Below are 22,343 nucleotides of genomic sequence, written 5' to 3' on the forward strand. Positions count from 1 at the left end.
CGCCTGACCATCTGGGGCGGCGAGCTATCGCTGCTGGCTGCCCAGATAGGCGGCGACACCCCGGGCGATTGCCTCGGCATACTTCTGCTGGCCGTCCGGAGTCTTCATCAGTGCCGAGTCGACCGGGTTCTTCATGTTGCCGCACTCGACGAGGATCGACGGGAACTGCGCCAGGTTGAGCCCGGCGATGTCCGAGCGGGCGTCCAGGCCACCCGAACCGATGTAGGTGGCGGGTGGGATGCCCGACGCCGAAAGCTGATCGCGCATGGTCTGGGCGAACTGCACCGACGGCCCGGCCTGCACGTTGTTCAGTGGCGGCGACGAGTAGAGCACGTGGAAGCCGCGGCCGTTGGGCGGGCCGCCGTCGGCGTGGATGGACACGATGGCGTTGGGCCGCAGGGCGTTGGCCATCGAAGCTCGTTCGTCGACGCACGGCCCCAGCGCGTTGTCGTTGCCGCGCGACATGGCGGTGCGCACACCCATCTGGTTCAGGATGGCGCGTACCCGCAGAGTGGTGTCCCAGGTGAAGGTGTGCTCGGGGTACCCGTCCGCGGTGGAGGTGCCGCTGGCCTGGCAGTCCTTGGTGCCGCCGCGGCCGGTGGGCACCTGGCGGCTGATCGACGCGTCGTTGGCGCCGTTGTGGCCGGGATCGAGGAACACGATCATGCCGGCGATGTTCGAGGGAGCGGCGTTGGCGTGGGGAGCGTCGACGATCGCCGGGACAGCCGCGGCGATGAACACGCTGCTGACCATCGCGGTGCCGACACGCACGCAGGCTGGGACTCGCACGGGCGCCACGCTAGCCCGCACGCCGACTAGGCTGAAAGTCCGAATCGCCGCCGACAGGCGAGAGCAACCAAGTCGAGACCAAGACGCAATCAACACGGCAAGGGGACCACTCATGCAACCCGGAGGCACGCCCGACATGTCGGCCCTGCTGGCGCAGGCGCAGCAGGTACAGCAGCAGCTCATGGAGGCGCAGGAGGCGCTGGCCAACTCCGAGGTGCACGGCCAGGCCGGCGGCGGGCTCGTACAGGTCACGGTCAAGGGCAGCGGTGAGGTGATCGCGGTGGCGATCGACCCCAAGGTCGTTGATCCCGAGGACGTCGAGACCCTGCAGGATCTCATCGTCGGTGCCCTTGCCGATGCCTCCAATCAGGTGACCACCCTGGCGCAGAGCCGCCTGGGCCCGCTGGCCGGCGGGCTGGGTGGGTTCGGACTTCCGGGACTCTGAGTGTTTGAAGGCCCGGTCCAGGACCTGATCGACGAGCTCGGCAAGCTTCCCGGGATCGGGCCGAAGAGCGCGCAGCGGATCGCGTTTCACCTGCTGAGCGTCGAGCCGCCGGACATCGATCGGCTCACCGCGGTACTGGGCCGCGTCCGTGACGGCGTCACTTTCTGTGCGGTGTGCGGCAACGTCTCCGACGAGGAACGCTGCCGGATCTGTAAGGACCCCCGCCGCGACGGCTCGTTGGTGTGCGTGGTCGAGGAGCCGAAGGACGTGCAGGCCGTCGAGCGCACGCGCGAATTCCGCGGTCGCTACCACGTGCTGGGCGGGGCGTTGGATCCGTTGTCCGGCATCGGGCCCGACCAGTTGCGCATCCGGGAGCTGCTCAACCGGATCGGTGAACGCGTCGACGGCGTCGATGTGGCCGAGGTGATCATCGCGACCGATCCCAACACCGAGGGCGAGGCGACGGCCACCTATCTGGTCCGGATGCTGCGCGACATCCCCGGCCTGACCGTCACGCGTATCGCCTCGGGCCTGCCGATGGGCGGTGACCTGGAGTTCGCCGACGAGCTCACGCTCGGCCGGGCGCTGGCCGGCCGCCGCGCGATGGCCTGACACCTATTTGCGCCGAAACGGTATTCCAGCAGAAAAAGTGCGAGTAGCTGCCTGCTGGATTACAGCCTCGGCGAGCTTGTCTCACCCCCGCGCCAGTATCTGCGCATGGGGGAGGTATTCGTCGGCACAGAAGCCATCGCAAATGGTGTCGTGACCCGATATGAGCTGCAGCGCTGGTATCGGCCGATTTATCCGAATGTCCACACTCCCCGAAATCATGTGCCCTCATTACGGGACAGAACGGTGGGTGCGTGGCTGTGGACGCATCGCGAAGGCATCGTGTCCGGGGTCGCGGCCTCGGCACTGCACGGAGCCGAGTGGGTCGACGATGACGTCGCGATCGAGCTCATCTGGGACTGCACTCGACCACCACGCGGCATCATCGTCCGGCACGAACGTATCGCTGATGACGAGATGACCTGTGTTGCGGGCATACCGGTGACGACACCCGCACGTACGGCCTTCGACCTCGGGCGTTTCCTGCCCCGCAAGAAGGCCATCCAACGCCTGGATGCCCTGATGCGCGCGCGCCCGTTCTCCGCCGAGGAGGTGCTGTTACTGGCCAAGCGCTACCGGGGCGCACGCGGGGTGGCGAGGCTCAAAGCTGTACTGCCGTTGGTCGATGGTGGCGCGGCGTCACTTCCGGAGACCCGCCTGCGCCTGCTCTACATCGACGCCGGGCTGCCACGGCCGACAACGCAGATCACGGTCGTGGACGAGTGGGGCCGGTTGGTGCGCACACTGGACATGGGCTGGGAGGAGTTCCAGGTCGCCTCGGAGTATGACGGCGGTCAGCATCAAACGGATCGGGCACAGTACGTCAAGGATCTGCGGGTGCTGCCGAAACTTGAGCAGCTCGGATGGGATGTCATGCGAGTCATCAAGGAGGACCGCGAAGCAGACGTGGTCCAGCGGGCCTACCGGGCATTGAAGGCGCGTGGTTGGGACGGCACTCTCCGCGAAACTGTATTCCGGCCGCGAAAGTACGGGTAGCGGCCCGCTGGAATGCAGTTTCGGCGTGAGCCACTAGCGTCGAGTCATGCCCGACCTACTTCAGATGGCGCCCTCGCTCTATCGTCTGCGCATCCCCGGCGGCCAGGCTCATCTGCTCAACAGTTACCTGTGGCTGGACGGTGAAGGTGTCACGCTCATCGACACCGGTTGGCCGGACAGCTCCGGTCTGATCGCTGAGGCGCTGGCCGTGCTCGGGATGCGACGTCTGCACGTCAGGCGCATCGTGCTCACTCACTTTCACGAGGACCATTGCGGTGCCGCGGCCGAGATCGCCGATTGGGGCGATGTGGAGGTCGTCGCGGGGGCCGCGGATGCGTCCTATGTCCGCGGCGAACCGGGTCCGCTGCCGGTGCTGACCGACTCGGAGCGGACGCTCCGCCCCGACTTCGACGCGTCACCGCACGGCCCGGCCTGCCGAGTGGACCGCGTGGTCGAGGACGGCGACGTACTGGACTTCGCGGGTGGTGCCCGGGTGATCGGGGTCCCCGGCCATACCCCGGGCAGCATCGCGCTCTATCTCCCGGATGCCGACGCCGTGCTGACCGGGGACACGGTCGCCGAGTTCAACGGCCAGGTGATCGTGGGCGTTTTCAACACCGACCGCACCGAGCTCACCGACTCGGTGTCCAAACTCGCGGCCACGGGCGCGCAGCGCGCCGGATTCGGCCATGGCGAGCCGATTCTCACCGACGCCGCAGCCCACATCGCCGCTGCGGTCGATGTTTTCGCATAAAGCCGCCGCGAAACGGTATTCCGGCAGGGAAAGTGCGAGTAACGGTCTGCTGGAATACCGTTTCGGCTGAAGAGAGGCGAGCTACACCCGGCGCGGGGCCGCCAGGCGTTCGCGGCGCAGCAGGTCAACCTCGGGCAGCTCCAGCGGCGGCAGCTCACCGACCACCCGAGACAGCAGATGGTCGGCAAGTTCCGGATTGCGGGCCAGGCACGGCCCGTGCAGATAGGTCGCCACCACGCTGCCTTGCACCGCACCGTCGTAGCCGTCGCCCAAGCGGTTGCCCGCACCTTTGGTGACCGCGGCCAGCGGACGGGCGTCGGAACCGAGAACCGTTCCGCCACGGTGGTTTTCGAATCCCGTCAACGGCTGGGTGAGCCCGTCGAGCAGGGGCTTGGAGGCCACCTCGCCGATGGTGCGGGCTTCTTGCGGGGAGGTGGTGACGTCGAGCAGTCCGACGCCTTCCACCCGCTCACCGGCCGACGTCTCGTACCAGTGGCCGAGGACCTGGATCGCCGCGCAGATCGCGAGCACCGGCGCACCCCGCGAAACCGCTTGCTGCAGACCGGGATACCGGATCAGGTGTTTGGTGGCCAGGCGCTGCGCATAGTCCTCGGCGCCACCGAGGGTGTACAGATCCAGCGAGTCGGGCACCGGGTCGGCCAGGGTGATCTCCACGATCTCGGCGTCGATACCGCGCAGCCGCAACCGCTGTTGCAGCACCACCGCGTTGCCGCTGTCACCGTAGGTCCCCATCACGTCGGGCAGCACGAGCCCGATCTGCACAGCACTCACGAGATCCGCCGATTCAGTTGCAGGAACGCGGTGTAGTTGGCGATCACCTCGACATGCCCGGGCGGGCAGGAGTCGATCGCGGCGATGGTGTCGTGCACCAGTGAATGCTCGACGCCGGCGTACCCGAGCCGCACCGCGAGGTCGGTGCCGCGCTCACCGGCGGCGACGACGACAGTGTCGTCGAAGTGTTCGAACCGGACATCCCACAGCCAGGACAGGTCCTCGCCGTCGGGCACCTGCCCGTTGACCGAGATGACGACTCCGGCGCCGTGCTTGTCCACCATGGACAGGGCTTCCTGCCAACCGGCCGGGTTCTTGGCCAGCAGGATCCGGGCGGTGTGTGTGCCGATCTGCACGGTGCGGTACCGCCCGGCGACCTCGTCGACGCCGGAGACCGCGGTCACCGCGGCAGCAGGGTCGGCGCCGAGGGCGACGGCGGCCGCGACGGCCTGGGTGGCGTTACCGCGGTTGACGGCGCCGGGCAGGGCCAGCGTCATCGGCAGGACGAGGCCGTCCGGACCGTAGATGTGGGTGTCGTCGAACCACCACTGCGGGCTGGGCCGCTTGAAGTCACTGCCGGTCGAGTACCAGTCCCGCCCGTTGCGCTCGATGATCTCGCCGGATCGCGGACAGCTCACCGAGTCGCCCGCCCAGCTGCCGCCGGCGGCCACCCACACGACATTGGGGCTGTCGTAGGCGGCCGAGGTCATCAGTACGTCGTCGCAGTTGGCCACGATCACCGCGTCGCGATGGCGGGCCAGGCCGCCGCGCAGGGTGCGTTCGATGTGGTTGATCTCACCGACCCGGTCCAGCTGGTCGCGGGACAGGTTCAGCAGGACGATCACCGCCGGCGACACCGCATCGCTGACGTGCGGGACGTGCATCTCGTCGACTTCCAGGGCGGCCAGAGTGGCTTCGCGGGCCCCGGCCAGTGCCGCCACGAGCCCGGCGTCCATGTTGGCGCCCTCGGAGTTACTGGCCACCGGGCCCAGCGTGGCCAGGGCGGCCGCGGTCATCCGGGTGGTGGTCGATTTGCCGTTCGTGCCGGTCACGATCACGCTACGGCGGTCCTGGCCCAGTTGACGCAGGATCGATCGGTCCAGCGTCATCGCCACCAGGCCGCCGATCATCGCGCCCGCGCCGCGCCCGGTGACCCGCGACGCCCAGCGCGCGGTTGATCCGGCGGCCAGTGCGGCACGCCCGCGAAGGGTCAGCATTCCGGCGATTTTAGGGGCACGACACGCTGCCGCGCCGCCCGAGGTTGTCGGGCCCGCGTGCCATCCTGGCGAATATGAGCAGCGCGTGGGGCAGACCGGCGGATGAGCCGGGCGCGGGCTGGGCCGTCGTCGACGTGGAGACCACCGGGTTCCGCCCGGGTCAGGCACGTATCGTCAGCGTCGCCGCCCTCGCGGTCGGGGATGACGGAAATGTCGAGCGCAGCGTGGCCACCCTGCTGAATCCGGGGGTGGATCCCGGGCCCACCCATGTGCACGGGCTGACGGCCGAGATGTTGGAAGGCCAGCCGACGTTCGGGGCTGTCGTCGACGAATTGAGCGACATCCTGCGCGGGCGCACGCTGGTCGCGCACAACGTGGGCTTCGATTACAGCTTCCTGATCGCCGAGGCCGAGTTGGTCGGGGCGGCGCTGCCGATCGACAGCGTCATGTGCACCGTCGAGCTGGCCCGCCGGCTGGCACTGGGCACCGACAACCTGCGCCTGGAGACGCTGGCCGCGCACTGGGGCGTGAGCCAGATGAAGCCACACGATGCCCTCGATGACGCGTTGGTGCTGGCGCAGATCCTCAAGCCCACCCTGGCCCGGGCCCGGGACCGCAAGATCTGGCTGCCGCTGCGGGAGGTGAGCCGACGCAGCTGGCCCAACGGCCACATCACCCATGAGGAGCTGCGACCGCTGAAGGTCCTGGCTTCGCGGCTGCCGTGCGAGTACGCAAACCCGGGTGTCTATGTGCCGGGGCGGCCGCTCGTCCAGGGCATGCGGGTGGCGCTGTCGGCGGAGGTGGCGCGCACCCATGAGGAGCTCATCGAGCGCATCCTGCACGCCGGGCTGGCATACACCGATCTGGTGGACCAGCAGACGTCGCTGGTGATCTGCAACGAATCCGCGCCTGATCAGGGCAAGGGCTATCAGGCCGTGGAGCTCGGTGTGCCACTCCTCGACGACGAGACGTTCATGGGCCTGCTGGCCCATGTCGTCGGTGGCGCCAACGTCGAGGAGTTCTGCGACACCCCCGCGGACAGCGATCAGTACACGCTTTTCTGATTCGCCGCCCGCCGGGGCGTCCTGCGTCAGAACCTCAGCCCAGCGCCTTGGCCTTCAGCCCGTCGAACTCGGCCTGGCTGATGGTGCCGGCATCCAGCAGCGCCTTGGCGTCGGCGATCTCCTGAGCCGGGGATCGGCCGGCCGCCTGCTTGATGTAGTCGTCGGTTTCCTTCTTGGCCGCCAGCGCCGCCGCCTGCGCGCGCTCGGACATGCCTTTACCCCGGGCGATCAGGTACACCAGCGCGGCGAGCCACGGGAGCACGATCAGGAAGACCACCCACAGAGCCTTGACCCAGCCGGAGGTCTTGTGATCACGCCAGAACAGATCGGTGAGGATCTGGAACAGGACCAGCAGGTATGCGATCCAGGCGAAGATGATCAGGAAATGCCAGAGGAAATCCCATGTTGAGCCCCAGTCCATGGACTGCTCCTTGTACTTGGCGGAGGCGCAGTGATCTACGCCGACGTCAGCTAAGCACGCGCGGCGCGGTTGACAGCAGATACGACCGCACGAAGTGATGCAGTTGTGATCGAAGTCGCGATGCCGACGCCCCAGACGGTCCGACCGCCGATCGACGCCTCGACGTAGGCCGCGGCCTGCGCCTCTTCACCTGAGGACATGGCGTGCTCGGAGTAATCCAGCACGTTGATGTCGTAGCCGATGGCTCCCAGGGCATCGACGAACGCCGCCAGCGGGCCGTTGCCGGCACCGATGATCTCGCGCTCGACGCCGTCGATCTTCACGATCGCGGTGATGGTGTCGGTGCCACCGTCCACCTCGGAGGCCACGACCTTCTGGCGAATGCGCTCCAGGGGGATGATCGGGGCCAGGTACTCCTCGGAGAACGCGTCCCAGATCTCCTTGGGCGACACCTCGCCGCCCTCGCCGTCGGTGATCTGCTGAATCGCCTGGCTGAACTCGATCTGCAGCCGGCGCGGCAGCACCAGGCCGTGGTCGGCCTTCATGATGTAGGCCACGCCGCCCTTGCCGGACTGCGAGTTCACCCGGATCACGGCCTCGTAGGTGCGGCCGACGTCCTTGGGGTCGATCGGCAGGTAGGGGACCTGCCACAGGATGTCGTCCATGTCGGCGTCGGCCTCGTCCGCGTCCACCTTCATCTGGTCCAGGCCCTTGTTGATGGCGTCCTGGTGGCTGCCGGAGAACGCGGTGTAGACCAGGTCACCGCCGTAGGGGTGACGTTCGTGCACGGGCAGCTGGTTGCAGTACTCGACCGTGCGCCGGATCTCGTCGATGTTGGAGAAGTCGATCTGCGGATCGACCCCTCGGCTGAACATGTTCAGGCCCAGGGTCACCAGGCAGACATTGCCGGTGCGTTCGCCGTTGCCGAACAGGCAGCCCTCGATCCGGTCGGCGCCGGCCTGGTAGCCCAATTCCGCTGCGGCGACGCCGGTTCCGCGGTCGTTGTGCGGGTGCAGGCTCAGGATGATCGAGTCGCGCGGGGCCAGGTGCCGGCTCATCCACTCGATCGAATCGGCGTAGACGTTCGGGGTGGCCATCTCGACGGTGGCAGGCAGGTTGACGATCAGCGGCCACTCGGGAGTGGGCTTGACGATGTCGGCGACGGCGTTGCACACCTCGACGGCGTACTCCAGCTCGGTGCCCGTGTACGACTCGGGGGAGTACTCGAAGCGCCACCGGGTCTGCGGGTACTTCTTGGCCTCCTCGACACACATCTGGGCGCCGTCGGTGGCGATCTTCTTGACGGCCTCACGGTCGGCGCGGAACACCACGCGGCGCTGCAGGATCGACGTCGAGTTGTAGAAGTGCACGATCGCCTGCGGGGCTCCCGCGCAGGCCTCGAAGGTGCGTTCGATCAGCTCGGGCCGGCACTGGGTCAGCACCTGGATGGTGACGTCGTCCGGGATCGCGCCGTCCTCGATGATCTCGCGGACGAAGTCGTAGTCGGTCTGGCTCGCTGACGGGAAGCCGACCTCGATCTCCTTGTAACCCATCCGGACCAGCAGGTCGAACATACGGCGCTTGCGCGCGGGGCTCATGGGGTCGATCAGGGCCTGGTTACCGTCGCGCAGGTCGACCGCGCACCACATGGGCGCCTTGTCGATGACGCGGTCCGGCCAGGTGCGGTCGAACGGGACGCCGGCGCCGAAGGCCGGGCTGCCGCCGGGGACCTCGTCGGCGAAGCTGCGATAGCGGCTGACCGGCATGGATGAGCCGCGCTGGGTGTTCCAGACGGGCTGTCCGGGGTTGGGGGCGCCGGCCGGCGTATTGATCGCGCGAACCGAACTGAAGGCATCTGCAGAGATGTCGGGGGTGGTCATGTTTTTGCTCCGGGAGTTGAAAGGGGACCCGACCGGCGCATCGCAAAAACCCGCGACAGGAAGCCGGTCTGATCAGACCCCGTCGCGGCGTCCGAGAAGGAGCACCCGCTGCACGCGCTCAACTGTACGCCCGGGGGATTGGTTGGCCAAAATGCCGCCAGATGCCAGCGGCCCGGCCGTTATGCCAGGGATTGCGGTCATTGGGGTGGCCGGTCGGGGCCGCGGCGTCAGCGCGCACCGCCGGAACGGCCGTTGCCGAACTTGACCTTGGGTGTGGCGGTGCCAGTGCTGTGCCGGGACCCGCTCGTCGTGCTCGTGTTGGTGGAGCCCGAGTGCGGCACCGAAGATCCCGGCCGGGGTGTCGCTGAACCGGTGTCCCCGGCGTCGTCTCGACGCACGGTCTTGTCCGGCGTGGCGGTTTCAGCCGACCCGACGGCCGATGCGGCGGGGCCGACCGCGCGAACAGCGACGCTCGGAGGCTGCGGCGCGGTGAGCGGCGGCAGGTTCACCGGAGCCACACCGGTGGCGTAGGCCCGCGCCCAGCCCAGCACGTTGGCGACGTAGGCCATGGAGTGGTTGTAGCGCAGCACCGCGGTGGTCTGCTGCGCCTGGTCGCGCAGGTCCGCAGCATCGCTGCAGAGGTAGCGGGCCGCGGCCAGGGTGGCATCGAACAGGTTGTGCGGATCGGCCCGGCCGTCGCCGTCGCCGTCGGCGCCGTGCAGCAGCCACGTGCTCGGCAGGAACTGCATGGGCCCCAGCGCGCGGGCGTAGGTCGTGCCGCCGCCAAAGCTGCTGGCGACGATGATCTCGTTGCCCGGCAGTGAGCCGTCGAGGGTGGGGCCATAGATGGGACTGACGGGGTCACCGCGTTTGCCGGCGGCGCCGCCGAACGCATGCGTGGACTCGACGTACCCGATCCCGGCGAGCAGGTTCCAGGTCACACCGCAGTCGGGTTGGCTCTGCGCCATCATGGCGTCCGCGTTCTGGTAGGCCGCCAGTGCGATCGCGGGGATGTGCACCGCGCCCGGTGCCTGAACCTCCGGGGGTGGCGGTGGCCCCGTCGTAGCCGGCGCCGCGGCGGTTGGACGCGCCGACGGCGTCGCCGCCCAGGGTTGGCCGGCGAGGTCGGGCAACGGCAGGACCGCGGCCACCGGCCGTACCCGGTTCTCCTGGGTCAGGCCGACCAGGCTGGGCGCGACGGCGACCGCGCTGGTCAACGCCATCCGAACGATCACGGCGAGGCAGGTGGAGGCGTCGCGGACCGCTCGACGGGCACGGTGGCGCATAGCACAACAGTGACACCCGCGCCGCTGCCTGCCAACTCCCGACACACCGGGCCCCATCGCCGGTCAGAGGCTCGTCGCGGCGTCCGACAAGGCGCACCCGCTGCACGCGGTCAGCTGACCTGCACTTCCCCCGATCGGGGGAACGCAACTTCACCCACGTCACCGCCCGATCGCCCGACAGACCCAGAGCCGTCCAGGCCGCACTCTTGTCTCAGTGGCCGAACAAGCCGCAACTGAAAACCAAAACCCAACTGAGACAGAAGGATTCACGACAATGGCGAACTTCACCAAGGCTCTGGCACTGCCCGTCCTGTCCGCAGGCATCCTCGGCGCCGTCGCGCTGGGCCTGGCCGGCACGGCTGCCGCTCAGGAGCCGTCCGGCTCGGGCAACCTGTACAGCCCCGACACCTACGCGACGCCGGCTCCCGGCATGAAGCCCGGTTGGCACAACCACCACGGCCCGCAGCGGATCATCAGCCTGTACGAGCAGTGACCGAAGCGGTGGTTCACACCTGCGAATCGGGGAAGGCGATCACCGACAGGAACCGGATCGGCAGTTCGATCAGGTCAACCGGTCCGTGAGCGCCTTCCCCGTCGATCTGCAGGGAATCGCCCGGCTGCAGCCGATACACCGAGCGGCTGTGGCTGTAGTCCATGACGCCTTCGAGCATGTAGATGAACTCGGTGCCGGGATGTTGGAACAGCGGGTACGTCTGACTCTTCTCGGTCAGCGTGACGTACAGACATTCCAGGCGCTTGTGCTCCCCGCGCAGGGAGCTGAGCAGTTGGTATTCGTGACCCTGCTTGGTGCCGTTGCGCACGATCTCCGGGCCGGTGCCGGCCTTGACGAATGCCGCCGGACGTTCGACGTCGGCCCCGCGGAACAGACTGGTCACCGGAACGTCGAGACCCTTGGCGAGCAGCGCCAGGGTGGACAGGCTGCATGAGGTCTGGGCGTTCTCGATCTTGGACAGCATCGCCTTGGAGATGCCCACCCGGGCGGCCATGTCGGCGACGGTGAGCCCGTGCTGCTGGCGCAGTTGACGGACGTTGCGTCCGATCGCCGCCTCGAATTCCAGTTCCTCGACCGGTTCGTTCGGATCGCGGTCGCGAGCTGTGCCGGTGTTGCGCAGCAGCGGGACGTCACTCAACTTGTACGCCCCCGGTCTATCGCATCTCCCCAGCCCCGACGTACGGGTACCGGCTCTTGAGCAAATTGTCCTCTGCGAACCGGGCGAGGAGGAAATCCGACTCGGGTATCCGCGGGTCGCAGCTGCGCCCCTCGATCACAAGGTCGGCGACCAGCCTGCCGACCGCCGGCGCGATCTTGAAGCCGTGCCCGCTGAATCCGGCCGCCACCAGCAGGCCGTCGATACCGGTCGCGGAGATGACGGGGTTCCAGTCCGGCGTGACGTCGTAGCAGCCGGCGTAGCTGCCGGTGATCGCCGCGTCGGGGAAGCCGGGAAATCGGGTGCCGACCTTGTCGACGGTCAGCTCGATGAAGTCGTCGGTGGCCCGGTTCAGGTAGTCGTCCGGGTCGGCGAGCTCACAGTGCGCCAGGTCGCTGTTGCCGAACAGGATCTCCCCACCCAGCTCGGGCCGGACGTACTGCAGCGACACCAGATCGGAGAACACCGGGACTGCGCCGATCGGCACCCCGGGCGAGATGGTGACGATCTGCTCCCGAACCACCCTGATCGGCACGTCGACGCCATAGGGGGCCAGGAACGGCCGGGTCCATGCGCCGGTGGCCACGACGACGGTGCCCGCCGAAACCCTTGTGCCGTCGGCCAGTTCGACGCCGGTGGCCCGACCCTCGTCGAGCACCAGCCCGGTGACGTTGGCGCCCTGGCGGATTCGCACCCCGGCTGCCCGAGCCGTCACGGCGAACGCCTGTGCGGTCTGGTAGGCGTCACCGTATCCGCCGCGCTCCTCCCAGCCGAAGGCCGCGAACTGTTCCAGATCGGCCCACGGCCACAGCTCGGCCACCTCGGAGGCGTCGATCTCCTCGGTCTGCACCCCGACCTCGCGTTGGGCGGCAAGGCTCTTGCGCAGATTGTCGACGTTGGGTTCCCCGACGCCGACGACATAGCCGGTCTGCCGAAATCCGATGTCGGTCCCGAAATACTGTTCGGCTTTCTCGAACACCTCGAGGCCGACGGTGGCCATGGCGGCCAGCGAGCTGACCCCGTAGTGGCAGCGCACGATCCCGCTGGATTTCCCGGTCATCCCGGAGCCGACGGTATTGCGCTCCAGGACAGTCACATCGGTGACGCCGCGTTGGCTCAATGCCCAGGCCGCCGCCGCGCCCTCCAGGCCGCCACCGACGATGACCACATCTGCGGTACTCACGAGCCCGGAATCCAGTTCGTGCCCGCCAGCGGAACCCGGGCCATCGCCGCCGCCTCGATGGTCACTGCCACCAAGTCCTCGGGCTCCAGGTGGCACACGTGGGCCTTGCCGCAGGCCCGGGCGATGGTCTGGGCTTCCATGGTCAGCACGCGCAGGTAGTTGGCCAACCGTCGGCCGCCCTCGACCGGGTCGAACCGGGCGGCCAGCTCCGGGTCCTGGGTGGTGATACCGGCCGGATCGCGTCCGTCCTGGAAGTCGTCGTAGAAACCGGCCGCGCTGCCGAGCTTCTCGTACTCGGCGGCGTAGCGGGGGTGGTTGTCACCCAACGCGATCAGTGCGGCGGTGCCGATCGCGACCGCGTCGGCGCCCAGCGCCAGTGCCTTGGCCACGTCGGCGCCCGAGCGGATGCCGCCGCTCACGATCAATTGAACTTGGCGATGGACCCCCAGTTCCTGCAGGGCCTGCACCGCCTGCGGCACCGCGGCCAGGGTCGGGATGCCGACGTGTTCGATGAACACCTCCTGGGTGGCGGCGGTGCCGCCCTGCATGCCGTCGACCACCACCACATCGGCCCCGGCGTGTACGGCCAGCTTCACGTCGTAATAGGTGCGGGTGGCCCCGACCTTGACGTAGATGGGTTTCTCCCAGTCCGTGATCTCCCGCAGCTCATTGATCTTGATGGTGAGATCGTCGGGACCGGTCCAGTCCGGGTGCCGGCACGCACTGCGCTGGTCGATCCCCTCGGGCAGGGTGCGCATCTGGGCCACCCGCGGGGAGATCTTCTGCCCCAACAGCATTCCGCCGCCGCCGGGCTTGGCGCCTTGGCCCAGCACCACCTCGATGGCGTCGGCCTTGCGCAGGTCGTCGGGGTTCATCCCGTAGCGCGACGGCAGGTACTGGTACACCAGGTGCTTGCTCTGCCCGCGCTCCTCAGGCGTCATGCCGCCGTCGCCGGTGGTGGTCGACGTGCCCGCCTCGCTGGCCCCGCGGCCCAGGGCCTCCTTGGCCGGCCCGGACAGCGCGCCGAAGCTCATGCCCGCGATGGTGACCGGGATATCCAGGTGCAGAGGATGTTTGGCGTGCCGGTTGCCGAGGATCACGTCGGTGCCGCAGCGTTCCCGGTAGCCCTCCAGCGGGTAGCGCGACATCGACGCACCCAGGAACAGCAGGTCGTCAAAATGCGGCAGCCGTCGCTTGGCACCCCAACCGCGGATGTCGTAGATGCCGGTCTCGGCGGCGCGCTGGATGTCGGCGATCGTGGATCGATCGAAGGTGGCGGATTCGCGCATCAGTACTCACTCGCATGGTCGACGTGGAAGTGGTAGAGGTTCCGGGCTGAGCCGTAACGGGTATAGCCCGCGGTGTCGTCGTCGCTGAAGCCACTGGCTGCCAACAACTCCGCGAGTTCGGCATGGTGCTCGGCACGCATCGGTTTGGCGATGCAGTCGGCGCCCAGGGAAGCCACCTCGCCGCGCACGTAGATGCGGGCCTCATAGATCGAATCGCCCAGCGCCTCTCCGGCGTCGCCGCGCACTACGAGCCGGCCGGCCTGGGCCATGAACGCGCTCATGTGGCCGATGCTGCCGCCCACCACGATGTCCACGCCTTTCATCGAGATGCCGCACCGCGCAGCGGCGTCTCCCTCGATGACCAGCAGCCCGCCGTGCGCCGTCGCACCCGCGGACTGTGAGGCATTTCCGGTGACGCGGACCGTGCCGCTCATCATGTTCTCGGCCACCCCGGTCCCGGCGTTGCCGTTGATCGTGACCTCGGCGAGCTGGTTCATCCCGGCGGCGTAGTAGCCGACGTGGCCTTCGACCGTCACCCGCAACGGGGCGTTGAGGCCGACGGCCACATTGTGTGCGCCGTCGGGGTGCGCGATGACGTAGTCACCCTCGACGCCCGGCTGATGCAATGCGGCGTTGACCTCACGCAATGGTGTTGTGCGCAGGTCAAACCCAACTAACGTGTCCATGCGTAGACCACCTCCGGTTCCGGTTCCCAAATGCGTGCCTGCTCGACCCCGGGGAGCCCGGCCAGCGCGCGGTACTCACTGGCCATCGCCACCCAGTCGGCCGTCTCGGCGATCACCGCTGGCTTGCACGCGATGGCGTCACGCACCACCGCGAATGAGTCGTGATCGGAGACCAGCAGGGTGTAGAAGCCATCAAAGGCTGCGAGGAGCTCCTTGAGCGCGGTCGCCACATCCCGGCCCGCGGCCAGCTGCTCGGCCACGAACCGGGCGCCCACCTCGGTGTCGTTCTCGCTGTCGAACGCCACCCCGGCCCGGCGCAGCTCGCGGCGGATGGTGGCGTGGTTGGCGAAAGACCCGTTGTGCACCAGGCACTGTCCGGGGCCGACGGTGTACGGATGGCAGCCCGACGGCGTCACCGCCGACTCGGTGGCCATCCGGGTATGGCCGACGCCCTGCCAGCCCTGCGCCTTGGCCAGGCCCCAGGCCTCGGTGAGGGCGCGCGGATGACCGACCCCTTTGAGCACCGCCAGATCGGCGCCGAACCCCGAGATCAACGCGGTCGGGTAAGCCGCCCGCACCAGGCTCAGCAGTTCCTCGGAGTCCATGTCGGCCGACAGCAGGTAGGTCGAATCCACCTGCACCACATCCACATCCGGACCCAGCTCGGGTGCCTCGGCGATATCGGTGACCGAGACGCAGCCCTGCCCGTACGGCGACCACTCCGGGTCCCCGTAGACCGCGATTCCCGCCGAGTCGGCACCGCGGTCGGACATCTCGCCCAGCATCGCGGCCAGCAGTTCGCCGAGCCGCGGGTACAGCTCTGGTGTGCGCAGGTGTAGCCCCACGATCCCGCACATGTTGTTCTCCCTTCTAGAAAGCCGTCAGGTATTGGTCGATTTCCCACGGCGTGACGGTGCCGTGGTAGGCGAAGAACTCCTCGCGTTTGACGCCGGCGAAGTAGGAGGCGACCCCGTCGCCCGCGACGTCGAGCACGCCGGTGACGATCGGATCGGTCTCCAGTGATTCGATCGCGTGCAGCAGCGTGGGTGGCAGGGCCGCCGGTCCCTGGGCCCCCACCGCTCCCGGGTCGAGGCTGCGCTTGACGCCGTCGAGCCCGGCGCCCAACGCCGCGGCGATGGCGAGATAGGGATTGGCCGAGCCGTCGCCGCCGCGCAATTCGATTCGTTGACTGTCGGGCACGCGGATGTAGTGGGTGCGGTCGTTGCCGCCGTAGCTGGGCTTGCGAGGGGCCCACGAGGCGCCTGATGCGGTCGAGATGGCACCGGTTCGCTTGTAGGAGTTGACGGTTGGCGCGACGACGGACTGCAGCGCGCAGGCGTGGTCGAGGATGCCGCCGATGAACGCGTACGCCGTCTCGGACAGGCCGAGGCCCCGCTCGTCGGCGTCGGCGGGGAAGACCGGCGTCCCGGCGCTGGTCAGTGACAGGTGCAGGTGCAGCCCGCTGCCGGTGCGGTCGGCGAACGGCTTGGGCATGAAGGTGGCCACCATGTCCCGTTCGGCGGCGATCATCGACAGCAGGTAGCGCAGTGTGATCACCCGGTCGGCGGTGGTCAGCGCGTCGGAGAACTCGAAGTTCTGCTCGAACTGCCCGTTGCCGTCCTCGTGGTCGTTGGCGTAGTTGGACCAGCCGAGGCTGTTCATCGCGGTGGAGATCGCGGTGAGGTGTTCATACATCCGGGTGACGCCGCGCGCGTCGTAACAGGGTTGGGCGGCCGTGTCCGCCGCGTCGGCGGTGGCCAGGGTGCCATCGTCGTTGCGGCGCAGCAGGAAGTACTCGACCTCGGCGCCGACCCAGGGTTCGAATCCCGCGTCGGCGGCGCGCTGGATCAGGCCCTTGAGGATGACCCGCGGCGCGTATGGCCACGGTGCGCCGCCGACGTGGGGGTCGCAGTGCACCAGGGCCAGGCCTTCTTTGATGAACGGTATCGGGGTGAACGATGCGGGATCGGGGATGGCGATCAGGTCGGGGTCTTTGGGTTCCTGGCCCATGGCGCCGACGGCGTAGCCGGCGAAGCCGACGCCCTCGGTGGCCAGAAGCTCGACCGATTCGACGGGAACCAGTTTGGCGCAAGGCTTTCCGCGCAGGTCGACGAACAGCGCGAGGATGAATTTGGTACCGGATTGTTCGGCGAGGGCGGCGAGATCGGAGGGCATAGCACCAGCACTTTCGTCTCTTGTTATGAATCAAAGTATCACAGTAGGAAACATCGGCAAGCCGAGGAAACCCCGGTCACCGGCTGCCGTGAGAGCGGCCCACGGCAGCCGGGCCGGGGAATCGTGGGTCAGGTCAGGCGAATTCGAGCTCGTAGGCCGAATCCCGGTGGAACGTGGTGTCGATACCTTTCTCCTCTGCCTCGGGGGAGATGCGGATACCCATGGTTTTCTTGAGCACGTAGGCGATGACGAACGCGACCACGAACGAGTAGGCGGCCACCGCGCCCGCGGCGATCGCCTGTTTCCACAGCTGGTCGAGGCCCCCGCCGTAGAACAGGCCACTGACCTTGCTGGGCATGGCTTCGCTGGCCAGGAAGCCGATCAGCAGGGTGCCGATCACGCCGCCGACCAGGTGGACACCCACCACGTCCAGGGAGTCGTCGTAGCCGAGCTTCTCCTTGAGGCCCACCGCGAGCACGCACACCGCACCGGCGATGGCGCCCAGGATGATGGCGCCGACCGGCGTCACCGCACCGCAGGCCGGGGTGATGGCCACCAGGCCGGCGATGGCGCCAGAAGCGGCGCCCACGCCGGTGACGTGGCCGGTCTTGACCTTCTCCACCGCGATCCACGCCAGGGTGGCCGCGCAGGTGGCGACGAAGGTGGTGACCATCACGATGGCCGCGGAATTGCCTGCGGCGAGGGCGGATCCGCCGTTGAAGGCGTACCAGCCGGCCCACAGCATTCCGGCGCCCAGCAGGGTCAGCGGGACATTGTGCGGCTTGCGCAGCTGGCCGAACAGGGCGGACTTGCCCAGCACGATGGCCAGCGCCAGGGCGGCCGCGCCGGCGTTGATGTGCACGGCGGTACCGCCGGCGAAGTCGATGGCGTGCAGCTTGTTGGCGATCCAGCCGCCGACGGAGTCGTCCGAGAACGTCTTGTCAAAGGCGAACACCCAGTGCGCGACAGGGAAGTACACCAAGACGGCCCACACGCCGGCGAATACCATCCACGCGCCGAACTTCATCCGGTCGGCGACCGCGCCGGAGATCAGCGCCACGGTGATGGCTGCGAAGAGTGCCTGGAACAACGAGAACAGGCTGACCGGAAGGCCGTTGACCGAGGTCATCGGCTCCACCAGATCCTTCATGCCGGCGAATTCGGTGAAGCTACCGACCAACCCGGTGCCGCCGATCGAGCTGCCGAAGGCCATCGAGAAGCCGAACAGCACCCACAGCACGCCCACCAGGGCGACCGCGCCGAACGTCATCATCATCATGTTGGTCGAGCTCTTGACCGAGACCATGCCGCCGTAGAACAGGGCAAGGCCGGGGATCATCAGCGTGAGGCCGATGATGCAACACAGCATGAACGCCGTGGTTCCTGTATCCATCAACATCTCCTGGGGGTGGCGGCCCGGACGGGCCGATCACTGGGAGTTGACGACGTTTCTGTTACGTGGACCGGCTCGTTGTGTTGCGGTGACGTAAACCTCGGCGCTGCAAGGCGGTGAGGACCCCGTTACGGAACGTTCATCGACAGAAACGCCGGAGAAATCCGTATACCGCACCGTATACAGCCATGGATACAGCGCACGCCGAACATCATTCGGCGCTTGGTGAGGAGTACGAGAACCAGCCCGTCCCGGTGTCCGCCCGCAAATCACTGTTCGCGGTGTCGGCGGTTTGGGTCGGATTCCCGATGATCATGACCTCGGCGGTGTTCGCCGGCATCGTCGTCTACAACCTCGGCTTCGTCGCCGGAATGGCGGCGATCCTCGTCGGCGACCTCATCCTGATGGGCTACGTGGGCACGCTGAGCTACCTGGCCGGTCGCTCCGGTAAGAACTTCGCGCTCACGGCGGCAGACACCTTCGGAGCCAAAGGCTTTCGCATCGTGTCGGCATTCCTGTCCGCGCTGGTGATCGGCTGGTTCGCCTTCCAGACGGGCATGGTGGGGTCCACGCTCAACCTGTCCATGGGGTGGAGCGCACCGTGGATCACGCTGCTGGCCGGGGTGCTGTTCGTGGCGCTGACCTTCGTCGGGATCCGGGCGATCTCGTGGATCGGCGTGGTCGCATCGGTCCTGTTCATCCCGCTCGGTGTGGTCGCCGTGGCGTTGGCCGCGGCCGATCACGGCATCGGCTCGGCCCTGTCCTACGGCGGTGGAGCCGGGGCGAGCCCGTTCAGTTTCGGTGTCGCCGTGACGATGGTCTTCGCGTGCTTCGCCGACTCGGGAACCATGACCGCCGATTTCACGCGGTGGGCCCGCAACGGTAGGGAAGGTGCACTGGCGGCGTTCGCCGCATTCCCGGTGGCCTACTTCATCGCTCAGCTGGCCGGCGCGCTCGTGGTCGCACTCGGTGCCGCCGCCGCGGCCGACACCGCCGGAGGCGACTTCCTGCATGTCCTGGTCAGCGCCGGGGGAGTCCTGGTGCCGTTGGCGATCGTGTTCGTCTTCGTCAACCTGGGCAGCGTGTGTGCACACTGCCTGTACAACGGGGCTGTCGGATTCGGCAATATCACCGGAAAGACCATGCGCCAGTTGACGATCGTGCTCGGCATTATCGGAACCGTTGCCGCCGTCGCCGGTATCTGGTCGTACTTCGCAACCTGGCTGAACATGCTCGGGGTGCTGGTACCCCCGATCGGCATCGTGCTCATCCTCGACCAGCTGGTGTTCTCCGCCAGGCGCACGTCGTCGACCGCCGGGCTCTACTGGAAGCCGTTCGCCGCGTGGGCGATCGGCGCCGGGGGAGCGCTGCTGACGCACTACTACGCGCCTCAGCTGTCCGATGCGGTCGTGGCGATGGTTGTCGGCGGCCTGGCCTTCACCGCCCTGGCGTACCTGCCGGTGCGCACCGAGCAACCCGTTCTCGTGGGAGAGACCGCATGACCGTCACCATTGCCGCCAACCCCTATGCGTGGCCCTACGACGGTGACATCCCCACCGGGCGAACGGCGTTGATCAACATCGACTGGCAGGTCGATTTCTGCGGTGAGGGCGGATACGTCGACACCATGGGCTACGACCTGTCCCTGGTGCGTACCCCGCTCGGCCCCGCGCAGGAGGTGCTCGCGGCGGCCCGCGCCGCCGGGCTGTTCATCGTCCACACCCGTGAGGGCCATCGGCCCGACCTGTCGGACCTGCCTGCCAACAAGCGCTGGCGCTCGGCCCAGATCGGTGCCGAGATCGGCTCGGCCGGGCCGTGCGGACGGATCCTGACCCAGGGCGAGCCGGGCTGGCAGTTGGTACCCGAGATGGCTGCTCTGCCAGGCGAACCCGTCATCGACAAGCCGGGTAAGGGAAGCTTCTACGCGACGGATCTGGAACTGGTGCTGCGCAGCCGCGGCATCACGCACATCATCTTCACCGGGATCACCACCGACGTCTGCGTGCACACCACCATGCGTGACGCCAACGACCGCGGATACGAATGCCTCGTCGTCTCCGACGCCACCGGTGCCACCGACTACGCCAACCACGTTGCGGCGCTGAACATGATCACCATGCAGGGCGGGGTGTTCGGGGCGCATGCCACCAGCTCCGATGTGGTGGCCGCGCTCAAGGAACTGCAATGACCACGGCCCAAGTGGAGGAACCGGTCTCCCTGCGCGACCGCGTCTACCTCGACCTCGGCAAGAAGCTCATGGTCGGTGAGATCGACCATCGCACCCGGTTGGTCGAGTCCCAGCTGTGCGAGACGCTCAACGTCAGCCGGACCCCGCTGAGAGAGGCACTGGTCCGGCTGCACGCCGACGGCATGCTCGAACGCAGGCCCGACGGGTACTACCCGGTCGCGCTGGATATCCCGGGCGTCCGCGACCTCTACGAGCTGCGCATCACCATCGAACTGCGCGGCATCACCCGGATCCTGGAAACCGATGAGCTGCACTACGACAAGGACCGGCTCGCGACATTGCGCGCGGAGTGGCTGGATCTGAAGGCCAGCCCGCCCCCACCGGACGGTGACATGGTGCTGCGCGACGAGTCATTCCACCTCGAGCTGTGCGCGGCATCCGGGAACAAGGCGATGGTGGCCACGCTCGACAACCTCAACCGGCGGATCCGGCTGATCCGGATGTATGACTTCGTCACCGAGGAACGGGTGATCGCCACGATCGACGAGCACCTTCAGATCGTCGACCTCCTGCTCGATGATCAGCTCGACGCCGGCCGCACCGCCTTGCACGAGCATGTCGGGGCGAGTTTCGACGTGGTCGAGCGGCGTGCACTGCGAGCGCTGAGCGCCCGAGCGCTCGGCCAGTCCGTCACCTCGCTGGAGGCACTCTGGAAGTAGCGGTCGGCTAGTTCCCGTCCGATCCGGGCAGCGGTCGTTCTCGCACACTCGGCGTACCGAGCCGCCAGGCCAGCCAGGGCAGCGCTGCATCGAATGCCGTACTGGCCGCCTGGAAATCGTGCCCGCCCTTGTAGCCCACCACGGAGCATTCGACGTTGTAACCGCTCAGCAGGGCGCACAGCTTGTTGGCGTTGGAGGCGTGCTCCTCGGAGAACGTGTCCCACCCGGCGATCGCCTCCTCGGATGGAGGGGTGGTCGTGGGGTCACGGTGGACGGTCGGTGTGCTTTCGCCGACGCCGAGCCACGCCGCCATGGTGTCGTACGGGCCGTGCCGGGTGATCACCGTCTTGGGGTCGAACGCTTCCCAGGCCGCCTGGTCGCCGCCGAAGAGTCGTGCGATGGTCTGGTCTTTGGTGCCCGCATTGGGCCCGAGGGTGCCGTCCAGCCAGACGAAGGCGCTGAACATCTCGGGATTGCGGACTGCGGTGTTCAGGGCGCACGTCGCACCCGAAGACCACCCGGCCAGTCCCCAGTTCTCGGCTTTCGGGCTGACCCCGAAGCGTGAAATCAGGTAGGGCACGAGGTCTTTGGTCAGGTGGGACGCGGCGTTGCCGCGGGTCCCATCGACGCATTCGGTGTCATTGCTGAACTTGCCTGCGATGTCGGGGAATACGATGACCGGCGCATTGCCGTGATGCAGTCCGGCGAAGTCATCGAGCGTCTGCAGGGCGCCGGTCGACTGCAGCCAGTCGTTGGGATGGTTGAACTCGCCGCCCATCAAGATGACCGCGGGTAGTTGTGGCGGCGGGTTGCTGGCGAACCAGGCCGGCGGAAGATAGACCACCTCGGTCCGGTGTTCGAAACCCGATGCGTCGCCTGGGATGTTGACCCGCACCACCGTGCCGCGCGTCGGTACCTCACCGGACTGCTGAAGCGCGGCGAGCTGGGATTCGTCGATCCACTGTTCCGGCTCGGTTTGGGTCAGCCGGAGCCAGGCAGCCCGAACCGTGGGGAAGTAGCCGGTCGCGGTGTTGAGCGCGGCCAGACCGCACACCACCATCAACACCACGGACAGCACCGATACCAGCCGGCGCCACCACTCACTGCCATGCCAGCCGGCGATCAGCACAGTCACGGCGAATCCGAACATCGCCGTCCAGAAAATCGTGCCGAACGAGATGGCGTCGGCGGACCAGCCCTGTTCCCGGACGAACAACCGCGCGGCCGCGGCGAGACCGACACCGACGAGCACTGCGACGAGCAGCCAGCGCTGCATCCACTCCCGCGA

The 22,343-nt window shown here is 67.7% G+C and carries 23 protein-coding genes; 9 read left to right on the forward strand and 14 right to left on the reverse strand.

Features of this window, described 5'->3' with window-relative positions:
* Positions 1-24: 24 nt before the first annotated feature.
* Positions 25-753 carry an Rv3717 family N-acetylmuramoyl-L-alanine amidase gene (locus tag ACZYZ7_RS16355; protein WP_167858209.1) on the reverse strand — a complete coding sequence of 243 codons (729 nt, stop codon included), beginning with the start codon at positions 751-753 and terminating at the stop codon, positions 25-27.
* A 148-nt stretch (positions 754-901) separates the two neighbouring features.
* Between ACZYZ7_RS16355 and ACZYZ7_RS16360 the strand changes: the two genes are divergently transcribed.
* The 4 genes from ACZYZ7_RS16360 (at position 902) to ACZYZ7_RS16375 (ending at position 3,593) form a co-directional block, all read left to right on the forward strand.
* Positions 902-1,234 (forward strand): YbaB/EbfC family nucleoid-associated protein, encoded by a 333-nt coding sequence (locus tag ACZYZ7_RS16360; protein WP_135459319.1) that lies wholly within the window; start codon positions 902-904, stop codon positions 1,232-1,234.
* On the forward strand, positions 1,235-1,846 hold the full coding sequence (gene recR, locus ACZYZ7_RS16365; RefSeq protein ID WP_135459316.1) for a recombination mediator RecR: 612 nt from the start codon (positions 1,235-1,237) through the stop codon (positions 1,844-1,846).
* A gap of 105 nt (positions 1,847-1,951) precedes the next feature.
* On the forward strand, positions 1,952-2,839 hold the full coding sequence (locus ACZYZ7_RS16370) for a hypothetical protein (RefSeq protein WP_450072552.1): 888 nt from the start codon (positions 1,952-1,954) through the stop codon (positions 2,837-2,839).
* A 46-nt stretch (positions 2,840-2,885) separates the two neighbouring features.
* Positions 2,886-3,593, forward strand: a complete 708-nt coding sequence (locus tag ACZYZ7_RS16375; RefSeq protein ID WP_450072553.1) for an MBL fold metallo-hydrolase — start codon at positions 2,886-2,888, stop codon at positions 3,591-3,593.
* Positions 3,594-3,674: 81 nt separating this feature from the next.
* Here ACZYZ7_RS16375 and ACZYZ7_RS16380 read toward each other — a convergent pair whose 3' ends face one another.
* Positions 3,675-4,376: a type 1 glutamine amidotransferase gene (locus tag ACZYZ7_RS16380; protein ID WP_135460318.1), complete on the reverse strand. Its 702-nt coding sequence runs from the start codon at positions 4,374-4,376 to the stop codon at positions 3,675-3,677.
* Positions 4,377-4,381: 5 nt separating this feature from the next.
* A complete protein-coding gene (locus ACZYZ7_RS16385) occupies positions 4,382-5,602 on the reverse strand; it encodes a MurT ligase domain-containing protein (RefSeq protein ID WP_463741328.1) in 1,221 nt (406 codons plus the stop codon).
* A 74-nt stretch (positions 5,603-5,676) separates the two neighbouring features.
* Between ACZYZ7_RS16385 and ACZYZ7_RS16390 the strand changes: the two genes are divergently transcribed.
* Positions 5,677-6,666 carry a DEDDh family exonuclease gene (locus ACZYZ7_RS16390; protein ID WP_463741329.1) on the forward strand — a complete coding sequence of 330 codons (990 nt, stop codon included), beginning with the start codon at positions 5,677-5,679 and terminating at the stop codon, positions 6,664-6,666.
* A 34-nt stretch (positions 6,667-6,700) separates the two neighbouring features.
* Here the strand turns inward: ACZYZ7_RS16390 and ACZYZ7_RS16395 are convergent, their stop codons facing one another.
* The 3 genes from ACZYZ7_RS16395 to ACZYZ7_RS16405 all read right to left on the reverse strand — a co-directional run bounded on the left by ACZYZ7_RS16395 (position 6,701) and on the right by ACZYZ7_RS16405 (position 10,253).
* Positions 6,701-7,087 (reverse strand): SHOCT domain-containing protein, encoded by a 387-nt coding sequence (locus tag ACZYZ7_RS16395; protein ID WP_135459305.1) that lies wholly within the window; start codon positions 7,085-7,087, stop codon positions 6,701-6,703.
* Positions 7,088-7,137: 50 nt separating this feature from the next.
* The gene (leuA, locus tag ACZYZ7_RS16400) at positions 7,138-8,967 is read right to left on the reverse strand and encodes a 2-isopropylmalate synthase (RefSeq protein ID WP_135459303.1); all 1,830 of its coding nucleotides are present in this window, start codon (positions 8,965-8,967) and stop codon (positions 7,138-7,140) included.
* A 227-nt stretch (positions 8,968-9,194) separates the two neighbouring features.
* Complete coding sequence (locus ACZYZ7_RS16405; RefSeq protein WP_463741330.1) at positions 9,195-10,253, reverse strand: lytic transglycosylase domain-containing protein; 1,059 nt, start codon at positions 10,251-10,253, stop codon at positions 9,195-9,197.
* Positions 10,254-10,527: 274 nt separating this feature from the next.
* On the opposite strand from ACZYZ7_RS16405, the gene ACZYZ7_RS16410 reads away from it, so the two are divergent.
* Complete coding sequence (locus ACZYZ7_RS16410) at positions 10,528-10,746, forward strand: hypothetical protein (protein ID WP_450072557.1); 219 nt, start codon at positions 10,528-10,530, stop codon at positions 10,744-10,746.
* Between the two features lie 13 nt (positions 10,747-10,759).
* Here the strand turns inward: ACZYZ7_RS16410 and ACZYZ7_RS16415 are convergent, their stop codons facing one another.
* The 7 genes from ACZYZ7_RS16415 to ACZYZ7_RS16445 form a co-directional block, all read right to left on the reverse strand.
* Positions 10,760-11,404 carry a helix-turn-helix domain-containing protein gene (locus ACZYZ7_RS16415; protein WP_135459298.1) on the reverse strand — a complete coding sequence of 215 codons (645 nt, stop codon included), beginning with the start codon at positions 11,402-11,404 and terminating at the stop codon, positions 10,760-10,762.
* 16 nt (positions 11,405-11,420) lie between these two features.
* Complete coding sequence (locus tag ACZYZ7_RS16420) at positions 11,421-12,605, reverse strand: NAD(P)/FAD-dependent oxidoreductase (protein WP_463741331.1); 1,185 nt, start codon at positions 12,603-12,605, stop codon at positions 11,421-11,423.
* Positions 12,602-13,894, reverse strand: coding sequence for an FMN-binding glutamate synthase family protein (locus ACZYZ7_RS16425; RefSeq protein WP_450072559.1), 1,293 nt, complete (start codon positions 13,892-13,894; stop codon positions 12,602-12,604). Before ACZYZ7_RS16425 ends, ACZYZ7_RS16420 begins: the two co-directional genes overlap by 4 nt.
* A complete protein-coding gene (locus tag ACZYZ7_RS16430; RefSeq protein ID WP_463741332.1) occupies positions 13,894-14,580 on the reverse strand; it encodes a protein glxC in 687 nt (228 codons plus the stop codon). Before ACZYZ7_RS16430 ends, ACZYZ7_RS16425 begins: the two co-directional genes overlap by 1 nt.
* A complete protein-coding gene (locus ACZYZ7_RS16435) occupies positions 14,568-15,437 on the reverse strand; it encodes a class II glutamine amidotransferase domain-containing protein (protein ID WP_450072561.1) in 870 nt (289 codons plus the stop codon). Before ACZYZ7_RS16435 ends, ACZYZ7_RS16430 begins: the two co-directional genes overlap by 13 nt.
* 13 nt (positions 15,438-15,450) lie before the next feature.
* Complete coding sequence (gene glnT, locus ACZYZ7_RS16440; RefSeq protein ID WP_463741333.1) at positions 15,451-16,755, reverse strand: type III glutamate--ammonia ligase; 1,305 nt, start codon at positions 16,753-16,755, stop codon at positions 15,451-15,453.
* 133 nt (positions 16,756-16,888) lie between these two features.
* The gene (locus tag ACZYZ7_RS16445) at positions 16,889-18,148 is read right to left on the reverse strand and encodes an ammonium transporter (RefSeq protein ID WP_450072563.1); all 1,260 of its coding nucleotides are present in this window, start codon (positions 18,146-18,148) and stop codon (positions 16,889-16,891) included.
* Between the two features lie 188 nt (positions 18,149-18,336).
* Between ACZYZ7_RS16445 and ACZYZ7_RS16450 the strand changes: the two genes are divergently transcribed.
* The 3 genes from ACZYZ7_RS16450 to ACZYZ7_RS16460 are packed head-to-tail and all read left to right on the forward strand — an operon-like array spanning position 18,337 to position 21,055.
* Positions 18,337-19,650: a cytosine permease gene (locus ACZYZ7_RS16450; RefSeq protein WP_463741334.1), complete on the forward strand. Its 1,314-nt coding sequence runs from the start codon at positions 18,337-18,339 to the stop codon at positions 19,648-19,650.
* Positions 19,647-20,336, forward strand: coding sequence for a biuret amidohydrolase (gene biuH / locus ACZYZ7_RS16455; RefSeq protein ID WP_418028956.1), 690 nt, complete (start codon positions 19,647-19,649; stop codon positions 20,334-20,336). Before ACZYZ7_RS16450 ends, biuH begins: the two co-directional genes overlap by 4 nt.
* Positions 20,333-21,055: a GntR family transcriptional regulator gene (locus ACZYZ7_RS16460; RefSeq protein WP_463741335.1), complete on the forward strand. Its 723-nt coding sequence runs from the start codon at positions 20,333-20,335 to the stop codon at positions 21,053-21,055. Before biuH ends, ACZYZ7_RS16460 begins: the two co-directional genes overlap by 4 nt.
* A gap of 7 nt (positions 21,056-21,062) precedes the next feature.
* On the opposite strand, the gene ACZYZ7_RS16465 is transcribed toward ACZYZ7_RS16460, so the two are convergent.
* Complete coding sequence (locus ACZYZ7_RS16465; protein WP_450072567.1) at positions 21,063-22,331, reverse strand: alpha/beta hydrolase; 1,269 nt, start codon at positions 22,329-22,331, stop codon at positions 21,063-21,065.
* Positions 22,332-22,343: the final 12 nt, after the last annotated feature.

The sequence above is a fragment of the Mycobacterium sp. IDUB_17 genome (assembly GCF_055419465.1).